Origin of the sequence: Methylobacterium isbiliense (assembly GCF_022179325.1) — a bacterium.
GTDB lineage: Bacteria > Pseudomonadota > Alphaproteobacteria > Rhizobiales > Beijerinckiaceae > Methylobacterium > Methylobacterium isbiliense.
The window spans coordinates 1-11,218 of sequence record NZ_BPQQ01000118.1 but is presented as its reverse complement, the minus strand read 5'-3'; the positions used below and the strand labels follow the sequence as shown (position 1 = coordinate 11,218).

General features: G+C 67.4%; 11 protein-coding genes and 2 pseudogenes. 11 read left to right on the top strand and 2 right to left on the bottom strand.

Going from position 1 to position 11,218, the window contains the following annotated elements:
• Window positions 1-32 precede the first annotated feature (32 nt).
• A pseudogene (locus tag MFF61_RS32230) lies at window positions 33-626 on the top strand (erythromycin esterase family protein); the annotation flags it as partial.
• A 279-nt stretch (window positions 627-905) separates the two neighbouring features.
• Here the strand turns inward: MFF61_RS32230 and MFF61_RS32225 are convergent.
• A complete protein-coding gene (locus MFF61_RS32225) occupies window positions 906-1,076 on the bottom strand; it encodes a hypothetical protein (protein ID WP_238241765.1) in 171 nt (56 codons plus the stop codon).
• Window positions 1,073-1,396, bottom strand: a complete 324-nt coding sequence (locus tag MFF61_RS32220) for a transposase (protein WP_238241764.1) — start codon at window positions 1,394-1,396, stop codon at window positions 1,073-1,075. The genes MFF61_RS32225 and MFF61_RS32220 overlap by 4 nt, the downstream gene beginning before the upstream one ends.
• A gap of 535 nt (window positions 1,397-1,931) precedes the next feature.
• Here MFF61_RS32220 and MFF61_RS32215 point away from each other — a divergent pair.
• The 10 genes and pseudogenes from MFF61_RS32215 to MFF61_RS32170 all read left to right on the top strand — a co-directional run.
• Window positions 1,932-3,791, top strand: coding sequence for a methanol/ethanol family PQQ-dependent dehydrogenase (locus MFF61_RS32215; RefSeq protein ID WP_283206061.1), 1,860 nt, complete (start codon window positions 1,932-1,934; stop codon window positions 3,789-3,791).
• On the top strand, window positions 3,772-4,605 hold the full coding sequence (locus MFF61_RS32210; RefSeq protein ID WP_238241762.1) for a substrate-binding domain-containing protein: 834 nt from the start codon (window positions 3,772-3,774) through the stop codon (window positions 4,603-4,605). The genes MFF61_RS32215 and MFF61_RS32210 overlap by 20 nt, the downstream gene beginning before the upstream one ends.
• Window positions 4,602-5,165 carry a c-type cytochrome gene (locus tag MFF61_RS32205; RefSeq protein ID WP_238241761.1) on the top strand — a complete coding sequence of 188 codons (564 nt, stop codon included), beginning with the start codon at window positions 4,602-4,604 and terminating at the stop codon, window positions 5,163-5,165. The genes MFF61_RS32210 and MFF61_RS32205 overlap by 4 nt, the downstream gene beginning before the upstream one ends.
• A pseudogene (gene coxB, locus MFF61_RS32200) lies at window positions 5,162-6,178 on the top strand (cytochrome c oxidase subunit II). The gene MFF61_RS32205 and the pseudogene coxB overlap by 4 nt, the downstream one beginning before the upstream one ends.
• Entirely contained in the window at window positions 6,175-8,091 is a 1,917-nt protein-coding gene (gene ctaD, locus MFF61_RS32195) for a cytochrome c oxidase subunit I (protein WP_238241760.1), read from the top strand. The pseudogene coxB and the gene ctaD overlap by 4 nt, the downstream one beginning before the upstream one ends.
• Window positions 8,088-8,726 (top strand): cytochrome c oxidase subunit 3, encoded by a 639-nt coding sequence (locus MFF61_RS32190; RefSeq protein WP_238241759.1) that lies wholly within the window; start codon window positions 8,088-8,090, stop codon window positions 8,724-8,726. Before ctaD ends, MFF61_RS32190 begins: the two co-directional genes overlap by 4 nt.
• Window positions 8,727-8,733: 7 nt before the next feature.
• Window positions 8,734-9,123, top strand: a complete 390-nt coding sequence (locus tag MFF61_RS32185; RefSeq protein ID WP_238241758.1) for a hypothetical protein — start codon at window positions 8,734-8,736, stop codon at window positions 9,121-9,123.
• A gap of 56 nt (window positions 9,124-9,179) precedes the next feature.
• The gene (locus MFF61_RS32180) at window positions 9,180-10,076 is read left to right on the top strand and encodes a cytochrome c oxidase assembly protein (protein WP_306423429.1); all 897 of its coding nucleotides are present in this window, start codon (window positions 9,180-9,182) and stop codon (window positions 10,074-10,076) included.
• Window positions 10,066-10,464, top strand: coding sequence for a c-type cytochrome (locus MFF61_RS32175; protein WP_373324823.1), 399 nt, complete (start codon window positions 10,066-10,068; stop codon window positions 10,462-10,464). The genes MFF61_RS32180 and MFF61_RS32175 overlap by 11 nt, the downstream gene beginning before the upstream one ends.
• Window positions 10,465-10,751: 287 nt before the next feature.
• The coding region (locus MFF61_RS32170; protein WP_238241755.1) for a transposase at window positions 10,752-11,218 on the top strand (467 nt) is incomplete at its 3' end.

Sequence of the window (11,218 nt, the reverse complement as noted above, 5' to 3'; positions counted from 1 at the left end):
ACTCCGATGGGGGCTGACCAGCCGAGCAGTACTACCGCATCATGTATCGCGGCTCCGTCGAGTCCTGGAACATCCGCGACCGGCACATGTTCGAGACGCTCCAGCACCTGATGGCGGGCGGCCGCAAGGCGGTCGTCTGGGCCCACAACTCGCATATCGGCCACGCGGGCGCGACCGCGATGGGCTGGGAGGGCGAGTTTAACATCGGCGAACTCGCCAAGACGGCCTACGGCGACGAGGCGGTCCTCGTCGGCTTCGGGACCGACCACGGCACGGTGGCGGCGGCCGACGACTGGGACGAGCCGATGCAGGTGATGCATGTGCGGCCGGTCCGGGAGGACAGCCACGAGGCGCTGTTCCGGGAAGCGGGCCTGCCGCGCGCGTTCTTGGACTTGCGGGAGCCCGGGACAGGCGCGCTGCGGGAGGCGTGGACCGCGCCACGCCGCGAGCGGGCGATCGGCGTCGTCTATCGCTCGCGCAGCGAGCTGCAGAGCCACTATTTCGAGGCCGTGCTGCCGGAGCAGTTCGACGCCTATGTCTGGCTTGAGGAGACGCGCGCCGTCACGCCGTTGCAGGCCGGAGAGATCCGGTCCGGCGAGAGCGAGACCTTCCCGACTGGGTTGTGAGCCTGGCAAGCCGCTCGCGATTGCCGCAGCAGGGCCATGGCGAGGGCCGGATCACGGCGAGCGCTGGTCCAGCGCCCCGAGGAATGCTGAGAGGACACGCTGGCGGCGCCCTCGCGCCGGGGCGGTCGGTCCTCAGGGCCGCGCGATGATCGGGCCCCCGGCCAACCCGGCGTCCCCGCGCAGGAACGCCGCGATCGCCGCCGCGATCTTCTCTCCACCCTGAACCGACGGCTCGATCGGGTTGGCGAAGTCCGCATCCTCGCCGCAGAGTTAGGCGCTCTAAGCCTCGCCCGCGCCGGCGTGGATCGTGCGGATCCGCTTCAGCAGTGCGGCATCGGCCTGTGCGTGGGCGGAGGGCTCCCGCTGCCGCCAGGCATGGTAGCCTGCTTCCGAGACGCCGAGCACGCGGGCCATGACGGCGATGGGAAAGGCGGCCCGGTTGGCGCTCATGAACCGGAAGATCCCGACGGCACCGCGCCGGTCTCTCGCGCGAACCAGGCCGCAGCTTTTGACAGGATATCCCGCTCCAGCCGCAGTTGGCGCACCTCGCGGCGCAGACGGATCAGCTCTTCACGCTCGGCGGCCGTGAGGATCTCAGCCTTTGCCTCACGGCGGCCCTCGCTCCGATCCGCCTGAGCGACCCAGTTCCGGATGGCCTGGGCCGAAGGCTCGAACTCACGGGCAAGATCTGTGGGATCGCGTCCGGCACGGACCAGTTCGACGATCTGACGACGGAACTCAGCGGGATAGGGAGGACGGGTGTGGGGCATCGTTTGCACCTCGTGGCAAAGCCTGAACGGCTCCACGAGAGCGGGTCAACATCACAAAGGCATCGTCCGAGGCAGCCTCGTCCAGGCTGGCTGGGGCGCAGACCTCGGCTTCCCATCCTGGCGAACGCAAGGAGCTAATGAGGGCTCTTCCTGGACGACTCTACAGTGGGCCGACAAGCGGACATTGGAGGCTGAGGCGCAAGGTTCACAAGCGCCATGAGCCGACCCTCGGCACCCCGGACTTGAACCGCAGCTTTCGTCCCAATTGCGGACCTCCAAGCACGATTCCGGCCAGCACCGTCGGTTTGATAGCGGGGAAGATCCTACTGGGGGCTATGTGGCGTGTTTCAGGTAGGCTTCCTTGAGTGGTGAAGCTCGGTCCAAGGGAATTCTTGGGGACTATGAGGCTTTCAGCCCCCCCCAGGAATTAACACAAGATAGGTCTCTTTTGATTCTCTTCGTAGAAGGGCCGTCCACGGGAACTTAGTTCCAGCGCCAGCTTTGAAACATGAGCGTGGGATATCTGTCCCGACCAATGAGAGTGGCCTTCGTGAAGAGGCTCGTACTACCGACCTGCTTCCTCCTCAGCTTCTCGCTCCCGATCGTGGCAAACGCGCAGGAGCCTACCCCTTCCACCGTGAAACAGACGCCAGCGGGTTCTCCGGCCCAGGAGCATCCCCGCCCTCCGGCCGCTGCAGCACCCGTTGAAGATGGCCAATGGACGATGCCGGCCAAGAACTTCGCGAGCACCCGCTACAGCGAACTCACAGAGATCACGCCGGAAAACGTCAAGAACCTGCGGGTGGCCTTCACCTTCTCAGTGGGCGTGAACCGGGGCCAGGAGTCTTCGCCGCTAGTTGTCGGTAGCACGATGTACGTGCTCTCGCCCTATCCCAACATTCTCTATGCGCTCGACTTGGCGAAGCCAGGCGCGCCGCTCAAATGGCAGTACAACCCCAAGCCTGAAGCGGCTGCGCAGGGCGTTGCCTGTTGCGATGTCGTCAACCGCGGGCCGACCTACGCGGACGGGCACCTCTTCTTCAACACGCTCGACGGCACCGTCGTCTCGGTGGACGCGGCAACCGGCCAGGAGGCCTGGAAGAGCAAGGTCGGCAATATCAACGTCGGGGAGACCATGACGATGGCGCCCCTCGTCGCCCGCGGCAAGGTCTTCGTCGGCAATGCCGGCGGCGAGATGGGGGTGCGCGGCTGGTTCCAGGCCCTCGATCAGCAATCCGGCAAGGTCGTCTGGAAGGCATTCAACACTGGCCCCGACAAGGATGTGCTGATCGGATCCGATTTCAAGCCGTTCTACGACTCGGACAAAGGGCAGGATCTCGGAGTGAAATCCTGGCCGCCCAACGCCTGGGAACAGGGCGGTGGAACGGTCTGGGGCTGGCTCTCGTATGATCCAGACCTCAACTTGGTCTACCACGGGACCGGCAATCCCGGCCCATGGAACGCCGACCAGCGCCCCGGCGACAACAAATGGACCTCCGGCATCTTCGCCCGCGACGCCGACACCGGCCAAGCGCGCTGGTTCTATCAGTGGAGTCCCCACGACCTCTACGACTGGGACGGCATCAACGAGCAAGTCCTGCTCGACATGACCTGGAACGGGCAGCCCCGAAAGGTGCTCGTGCGGCCGGAGCGCAACGGCTACGTCTATATCCTCGACCGCACCAGCGGTGAAGTTCTCTCGGCCAAGCCGTTTCATCCCATCACCACGACCCGCGGGGTCGACCTGAAGACCGGACGGCTGCAGTACATTCCCGAGAAAAAGCCGCACGTCGGCAAGGTGATGCGCGATATTTGCCCGAATGCCTCGGGTGCCAAGGACTGGAGTCCGTCAGCCTACTCGCCTCGCACAGGCTTCCTTTACCTTCCGCACGCCAACCTGTGCATGGATGTCGAGCACATGGAGGCGAACTACATCGCCGGAACGCCTTATCTCGGATCGGAAACTCGGATGAGGGCCGGCCCCGGGGGACACCGCGGCGTCTACACGGCCTGGGACGTCGCGGGCGAACGCGCCGCGTGGTCGATCAAGGAGGCGTTTCCGGTCTGGAGCGGAACCCTCGTCACCGCGGGTGACGTCACCTTCTACGGCACCATGGACGGCTGGTTCAAAGCCGTGCACGCCCGCACGGGCGAGATCCTGTGGCAGTTCAAGACCGGCTCCGGGATTATCGGCCAGCCGACCACCTATCGCGGCCCGGACGGACGCCAGCATGTCGCCATCCTGTCGGGGGTGGGCGGCTGGCCCGGCGTCGTCGTCTCCGCCGATCTCGATCCGCGCGACGGCACCGGGGCGCTCGGCTTCCTCAATGCTATGCGCGACCTGAAGGACGTCACGACCAAGGGAGGGATGCTGTATGACTTCGCCCTTCCATAGGCGCGTCTGGATCGCCTGCGGCTGCGCCACAGCCCTCGTCGGTTCGGATGCCAGTGCCCGCGAGCTGCGCGTCTGTGCGGACCCGAACAACATGCCGTTCTCGAACCGGAGCGGAGAAGGGTTCGAGAACCGGATCACGGATATCATCGCCCGCGATCTCGGTGCTGTCGTGACCTACACGTGGTGGGCGCAACGCCGAGGCTTCCTGCGCAACACCATCCTGGCTGGCCGGTGCGACCTCGTTCCCGCGATCCCGGTTGGCATCGAAACCTTGCGGCCGACCCGACCCTATTACCGCTCGTCCTACGTGGTGGTGTCGCGTCCCGGCGGCCCCTCGGTCCGGTCCCTCGACGATCCGGTCCTGGCACGCCTGACCGTCGGCGTGCAACTCGCCGGCAGCGACGCATCCGGCACGCCCCCGGCGCAGGCGCTCGCCCGCCGGGGAATGACCGAGAACGTGCGCGGCTATCTCCTCACGGGCGACTACGCGCGACCGAACCCGCCCGCCCGGATCATCGACGCGGTCGCGCAGGGGGAGATCGACCTCGCCCTCGCATGGGGGCCGATGGCCGGCTACTTCGCGGCGCGGGCGCAGCCGCCCCTGCGGGTCGCACCGGTCGAGCCTGCCATCGACGGGCCGAAAGGTCCGATGGTGTTCGACATCGCCATGGGCGTGCGACGGGAGGACGAGGACCTGCGTCGGGAGGTCGGCGCAGCGCTGGAGCGCCACCGGACCGAGATCGATGCGATCCTGCGCGAGTACGACGTGCCCCGTCCGGACGACGTCCGCCGAATCGAGGTGGGCGGGCCATGACGCGGCGTATATTCAGGCTGGCGCTCGCTGTGCTCGCCCTCTCGGCCTGCCAGAGGGAGGACCGCACGGCGCGCCCGAGCCCCGTCGGATTGGAATCGCGGGAGGAGGTTGCCCTCGTTGTCCTGTCGCCCGGCGAGTCGCAACCGACCGTTCGCACGAGCGGCAAGGCTAAGGAGTTCGAGGGCAACGCCTATCACCTGAGCCAGGGCAAGAAGCTCTTCACGTGGTTCAACTGCAGCGGTTGTCACGCACAGGGCGGCGGCGGTATGGGACCTGCCCTGATCGACGACCGCTGGATCTACGGCGGCTCGATCGAGAACATCGTCCAGACCATCCGCGAGGGTCGCCCGAACGGCATGCCCTCGTTCCGCGGGCGCATCCCCGACGATCAGATCTGGGAACTCGCCGCCTATGTGCGCGCGATGAGTGGGAACGCGCCGTCGAGCGCGGCGCCTTCCCGCAGCGACAGCATGCACCCGCATCCGGCGGAGAACCGGACCAGCCCGAGTCCACCAGTTTCGGGCGGCATCGTTCCGCCCTCAGGGCAGATGCCCCAATGATCACGCGGAGCCACGCGCGGCGCCTCCTGGCCCTCGGCCTCACCGCACCGCTCGCCGGCTGCACCCTCGTGCAATCCCCCCTGAACCCGGTCAGCCCGCAGGCGCGGGACCTGCTGTGGCTGTTCTGGCTCTTCACCGCCGTGCTGGCGGCCATCTGGCTCGCCGTGATGCTCGCGCTCGTCGCGAGCTTCCGGGCGAGGCGGGCGTAGGGCATCGATCCGCTGGCAACCGACCCACGCCGCGAGAGCAGGGCGGGGACGCTCGTGGCGGGGCTCACCGTCGCGACCGGTGTCGTCGTGCTAGTCCTGACGGGACTCAGCTACGCCGGGCAGCGCCGGCTGTTAGGCGAGGAGGCGGCACCTGTGACGATCCGTGTGATCGGGCACCAGTGGTGGTGGGAGGTGCAGTACGAGGACCCCCAGCCGAGCCGCGGCTTCACCACCGCCAACGAGATTCACGTCCCCGTCGGGGTGCCGGTTCAGGTGAAGCTCGAATCGACCGACGTGATCCACTCCTTCTGGGTCCCAAGCCTGATGGGCAAGCAGGACCTGATCCCGGGGCGGCCTAGCGCAATCCGCTTCACCGCCGAGCGTCCCGGCGTCTACCGCGGCCAATGCGCCGAGTTCTGCGGAATGCAACACGCCAAGATGGGCCTGCTCGTGATCGCCGAGGAGCAAGCGGACTTCGCGCGGTGGCGCGACGGCCAAGTCGCGCCGCGTCCGGAGCCGGCGAGCGACGAGGCGCGGGCCGGCGAGGCGGCCTTCGTCGCCGCGCCGTGCTCCATGTGCCATCAGGTGCGCGGCACCGCCGCTGCCGGACGCAACGGTCCGGAGCTCACTCACGTGGGTTCGCGCCGCACGCTGGCCGCCGGCACCCTGCCGACGAGCCGGGGCAACCTGGCCGCCTGGATCGTCGACCCGCACGGCATCAAGCCCGGGGTGAACATGCCTCTCGTGAAGCTCGATTCCGATCAGCTGAACTCCATCTCCGCCTACCTCGCGGGGCTCAAATGAGCGACGGGGCGTCCGCGACGGGCGATTTGCGCGACACGTCCCTCGACGGGCCGACGCTCAACGTGCGGCTCAGCCGGGTCTGGGGCACGCCGCGCGGCCTGCTCGGCGCGCTCACCACAGTCGACCACAAGATCATCGGTCGGCGCTACATCGTCACGGCCTTCCTGTTCCTGTTTCTCGGCGGGATCACCGCCCTCGTGATGCGCCTCCAGCTCGCGCAGCCGGAGAGCGGCCTCGTCGGGCCCGACACCTACAACCAGCTCTTCACGATGCACGGCTCGACCATGATGTTCCTGTTCGGCGTGCCGATCGGGGAGGCCATGGCGGTCTACCTCGTGCCGCTGATGGTCGGGACCCGGAACATCGCCTTCCCGCGGCTTAACGCCTTCTCCTACTGGGTCTACCTCTCGGGTGGGCTGTTTCTCTGGATTTCGTTCCTGCTCAACATCGGGCCCGATGTCGGGTGGTTCGCCTACGTGCCGCTCTCAGGGCCGGAATACTCGCCGGGCAAGCGCGCCGACGTCTGGGCGCAGATGATCACCTTCACGGAACTCTCCGGCCTCGCGGTCGCGATCGAGATCATCGTGACGGTGCTCAAGCAGCGCGCACCCGGCATGACGCTCGACCGCGTCCCGCTCTTCGTCTGGGCGCTGTTCGTCAATTCCTTCATCATCATCTTCGCTCTGCCGGCGGTGATGATCGCCTCGACCTTCCTGATCCTGGATCGGCTGGTCGGCACGCACCTGTTCAACCCGGCGGAGGGCGGCGATGCGCTCCTCTACCAGCACCTGTTCTGGTTCTTCGGCCACCCGGAGGTCTACATCATCTTCCTGCCCGGCACGGCCTTCGTGTCGGCGATCATCCCGACCTTCGCCCGGCGCGAGATCTTCGGCTATCTCGCCCTCGTTCTCTCGCTGATCGCCACCGGCTTCCTGTCCTTCGGCCTGTGGGTCCACCACATGTTCGTGACCGGTCTGCCGCAGCTCGGAGCCGCCTTCTTCACCGCCTCCAGCATGCTGATCGCGATCCCGAACGGGCTGCAGATCTTCTGCTGGATCGCGACACTGTGGGACGGGCGGCCGGTCTGGCGCACGCCGCTGCTGTTCGTCGCCGGCTTCTTCTTCATTTTCGTGGCGGGTGGCCTGTCCGGGATCATGTTGGCCTCGGTCCCGATCGACACCCAGGTGCACGACACTTACTTCGTCGTAGCGCATTTCCACTACGTGCTTATCGGCGGCAACGTCTTCCCGCTGCTCGGTGCGATCTACTACTGGTTCCCCAAGTTCACCGGCCGCCTCTTGAGTGAGCGGCTCGGGCGGTGGAATTTCTGGCTCGCGTTCATCGGCTTCAACGTGGCGTTCTTCCCGATGCACATCAGCGGGCTGATGGGGATGCCGCGGAGAGTCTATACCTACGGACCCGAGATGGGCTGGGGCGACCTGCAGCTCCTGTCAACGGCGGGCGCGCTCCTGCTGTTCGCGAGCTTCGTCCTCTTCGTCTGGAACGTGGCCGCCAGCCTGCGCCGCGGCGATGTCGCCGGCCCGAACCCCTGGAACGCTGGCACGCTCGAATGGGCGACGGCATCTCCACCTCCGCCTCATAACTTCAACCGCATTCCGCTCGTCACGCACCGCGAACCCCTCTGGGCGGAGCGAGGTGGCCTGCCGGTTGTGACGGGCCTGAGCGTCAGTCACCGCGAGTTGATGGTCAGCAGCGTGGCGGAGGCGGAACCCCAGCTGCGTGAGACCTCGCCCGCTCCATCCATCTGGCCGCTCGTGGCGGCGATTGCGGTCGGCGCGACCTTCATCGGCTCGATCTTCACGCCCTACGCGGTGCTCTGGGGGGCCCTGCCGGTCGCGGCGGCGCTCACCGGCTGGTTCTGGCCCAAGGCCATGCCGGAGGACGAGGAATGACGACGTTGCGCGCCGAGACACGCCCGGCCCGGGCCGACGTTCCACGGGTGACCCGTGATGTGTCGGCACTCCCGACCTACGGCTTCGGTCCGACGAGTCCGATGTGGTGGGGCACGCTCGGCTTCTTCGTCGTCGAGGGCACCGCCTTCGCGCTCGCGCTTGGCACCTACTTCTATTTGGTGCAGCAGAACCAGCAGTGGCCCCTGGCGCCGGCGCCGCCCAATCACTGGGCCGGGACCCTCAACACCCTGCTGTTGCTCGCGAGCCTGTGGCCGAACCGGGTGGCCGACCGCAATGCTCACGCGCAGGACCTTTGGCGCGTGCGGCGCGACCTCGTGATCATGTCGGTCGTCGCACTCGCGGCGACCGCCCTGCGGATCTACGAGTTCACCGGCCTCGGCGTGAGCTGGGACCAGAACGCCTACGGCTCGATCACCTGGGTGCTGCTCGGCCTGCACCTGACGCACCTCGTCACTGATGCGGGCGACACGCTGGTGCTCACCGCCTTGATGTTCACGCGTCACGCGACGGGCAAGCGCTTCAGCGATGTGAGCGACAATGCCTTCTACTGGTACTTCGTCGTGCTGTCCTGGCTGCCGATTTACTTAACGGTGTACTGGCTGCCACGCTGGTGAGGGTGCGATGTCAAGTTTGCTGACCAGAGGTTTGCCCTCCGCCGGACTCTACGCCGGCCCGATGGCGTGGCTGGTCAGCACGCAGGCGAACTACGCCCTCGCCGCGTGGAGCTGTTCATACCAGTTTCCGGTGATCCCGCTGCTCGCGGCGGTGCTGGCTGCGGTGAGCTTGGCCGGAGGTGTCTCCTCCTGGCGCGCCTATCGCCAGCCGCTGCCAGCCGACACGACCACCGTGCCCGCTCCGGATGGGTCGCAGGTGGCTACCCTCGACGGGCCCGAGGGCGGGCGTCCTCACCGGATGATCGCCGCGATCGGCGTGCTGGTCGCCCTCCTGTTCGCCGTCGTAATTGCGGTCCACGGTGTCGCCGGGCTGGTGTTCACCGGGTGCGAGCGGTGAGCGGGCCCGACGGCTTTGGCGCCAGGCAGGCGCGCCTCCGCACGGCGGGCGCCGGCGTGTTCGCCGCAGCGCTGGTCCTGCCGACCGATGGCTCGGCCCATGGCGGCGATCTCGGCGAGCTCTGGCTGACCGGTCCCGCCTGGACGAGCGACCTGAGGGTGATCGCTCCACTCTACATCAGCGCCATCCTGTTCCTGATCGGCACGGTGCGCCTGTGGCGGCGGGCCGGCCACGGCCGCGGAGTGCGTCGCTGGCAGGTCGCCTGCTTCTGGAGCGGCTGGACCGTGCTGGCGCTGGCCTTGCTGTCACCGCTGCACTGGCTCGGCGAGCGCCTGTTCACCGCCCACATGGTTGAGCACGAACTCCTGATGGTGATCGCGGCCCCCCTCCTCGTGCTCGCTCGTCCGGGTAGCACGATGCTGTGGGCCCTGCCCGCGCTGTGGCGCCCTCTCGTCGGCGCAATCGGTCGCCTGCCGGTCCTCGGGACCGCGTGGAGGTCCATGCGGACACCCTTCGCGGCGACGCTGCTCCACGGGGTGGCGCTCTGGGCTTGGCACATGCCGGGCCTCTACGATCTCGTGCTCCTGAATCCCCTTGCGCACTGGCTTCAGCACCTCAGCTTCCTGCTCTCGGCACTCCTGTTCTGGTGGGCGCTGCTGCACGGGCCGGCCCGGAGTCGCGCCTACGGCGCGTCGTTCCTGTACCTGTTCCTGACGAGCCTCCACACCGGCCTGCTCGGGGTCCTGCTGACGGTCTCGCCGCGGCTCTGGTACCCGCGCCAGGTCGCGGCGGCAGCCGAATGGGGGCTCACTCCCCTGGAGGATCAGCAACTCGCCGGCCTCGTCATGTGGGTCCCGGCTGGGCTGGTCTACGCGGCAGCAGCCTTGACGCTGGCAGGCCTGTGGATTCGGCGCTCAGGTTCAGACACGGCGAGGCCGGCCCATGCGGCTTAGATGGATCATGCTCCTCGCCTCAGCGGCGGTTCTCACCGCCGGTGGCATCGTCACTCATCGGATCGAGCAGCGCCGTCAGCGGGTCGAGCTTGCCAGGAACCTGACCGGGGGAGACTCCGCCCGCGCACCGCAGCTGATGATCACGTACGGCTGCGCGGGCTGTCACGAGATCCCGGGCCTCGCAGGCCCTCAGGGACGGGTCGGCCCACCGTTGGGCAGTGTGGCCGAGCGCCTCTACATCGGCGGGGTCGTTGCGAACACACCCGAGAACCTCGTCCGATGGATCGTCGATCCGAAAGCTCTCGCTCCCCGAACAGCGATGCCGGTCACCGGTGTGTCCGAGGTGCAGGCTCGGGATATCGCGGCCTACCTGTACGCGCATCGATAGTTCCATGTCTTTGGCACGGAGGGGCCGTCCGGCCCTGCGTCCCGCACGCGAGATCTTCGATATTGAAGGCAACTGTCCGCATTGCGCTCGCAAGCGGTCATTCCAGACGGCTTCGACGTAGGTCTGGGTCGTGTCCCTGGAGGTGGTGTAGCTCGACGGGAGCGAGAGAGCCCGCCTGCGCGCCCATACCAGCGCTGAAGCAGGCGGGCTCTCTCGCGGGGTGGTCATCGGCGGTTGCCGGGTAGGGTCGGGTTGCGAGCACCAACCTCGAACCCGAGAGACCTCCGATGACCGACGAGATGATGAGCCTGCGCGGGCTGCTGGAGAAGAGCGCCGATGCCGACCTGCTGCGCGAGATGATCGGCTTTGCGGCCGAGCGGCTGATGGAACTGGAGGTGGGCAGCCTGACCGGGGCGGCCCATGGCGAGAAGAGCGCCGAGCGGCTGGTCCAGCGCAACGGCTATCGTGACCGAGACTGGCAGACGCGGGCCGGCACGGTCGAGCTGCGCATCCCCAAGCTGCGCAAGGGCTCGTACTTCCCGAGCTTCCTGGAGCCGCGCCGCTTAGCCGAGAAGGCACTCACGGCGGTGATCCAGGAGGCCTACATCCAGGGCATCTCGACCCGCTCGGTGGATGACCTTGTCCAAGCCATGGGCGGCACGGGCGTGTCGAAGAGCCAGGTCAGCCGGCTCTGCCAGGAGATCGACGAGCGCGTGGGCGCGTTCCTCGACCGGCCCATCGAGGGGGAGTGGCC

What these genes read in the sequence shown, in the direction of transcription:
- MFF61_RS32225 (WP_238241765.1), bottom strand. Translation starts at nt 1,076, where the DNA reads ATGAGCGCCAACCGGGCCGCCTTTCCCATCGCCGTCATGGCCCGCGTG.
- MFF61_RS32220 (WP_238241764.1), bottom strand. Translation starts at nt 1,396, where the DNA reads ATGCCCCACACCCGTCCTCCCTATCCCGCTGAGTTCCGTCGTCAGATC.
- MFF61_RS32215 (WP_283206061.1), top strand. Translation starts at nt 1,932, where the DNA reads ATGAGAGTGGCCTTCGTGAAGAGGCTCGTACTACCGACCTGCTTCCTC.
- MFF61_RS32210 (WP_238241762.1), top strand. Translation starts at nt 3,772, where the DNA reads ATGACTTCGCCCTTCCATAGGCGCGTCTGGATCGCCTGCGGCTGCGCC.
- MFF61_RS32205 (WP_238241761.1), top strand. Translation starts at nt 4,602, where the DNA reads ATGACGCGGCGTATATTCAGGCTGGCGCTCGCTGTGCTCGCCCTCTCG.
- ctaD (WP_238241760.1), top strand. Translation starts at nt 6,175, where the DNA reads ATGAGCGACGGGGCGTCCGCGACGGGCGATTTGCGCGACACGTCCCTC.
- MFF61_RS32190 (WP_238241759.1), top strand. Translation starts at nt 8,088, where the DNA reads ATGACGACGTTGCGCGCCGAGACACGCCCGGCCCGGGCCGACGTTCCA.
- MFF61_RS32185 (WP_238241758.1), top strand. Translation starts at nt 8,734, where the DNA reads ATGTCAAGTTTGCTGACCAGAGGTTTGCCCTCCGCCGGACTCTACGCC.
- MFF61_RS32175 (WP_373324823.1), top strand. Translation starts at nt 10,066, where the DNA reads ATGCGGCTTAGATGGATCATGCTCCTCGCCTCAGCGGCGGTTCTCACC.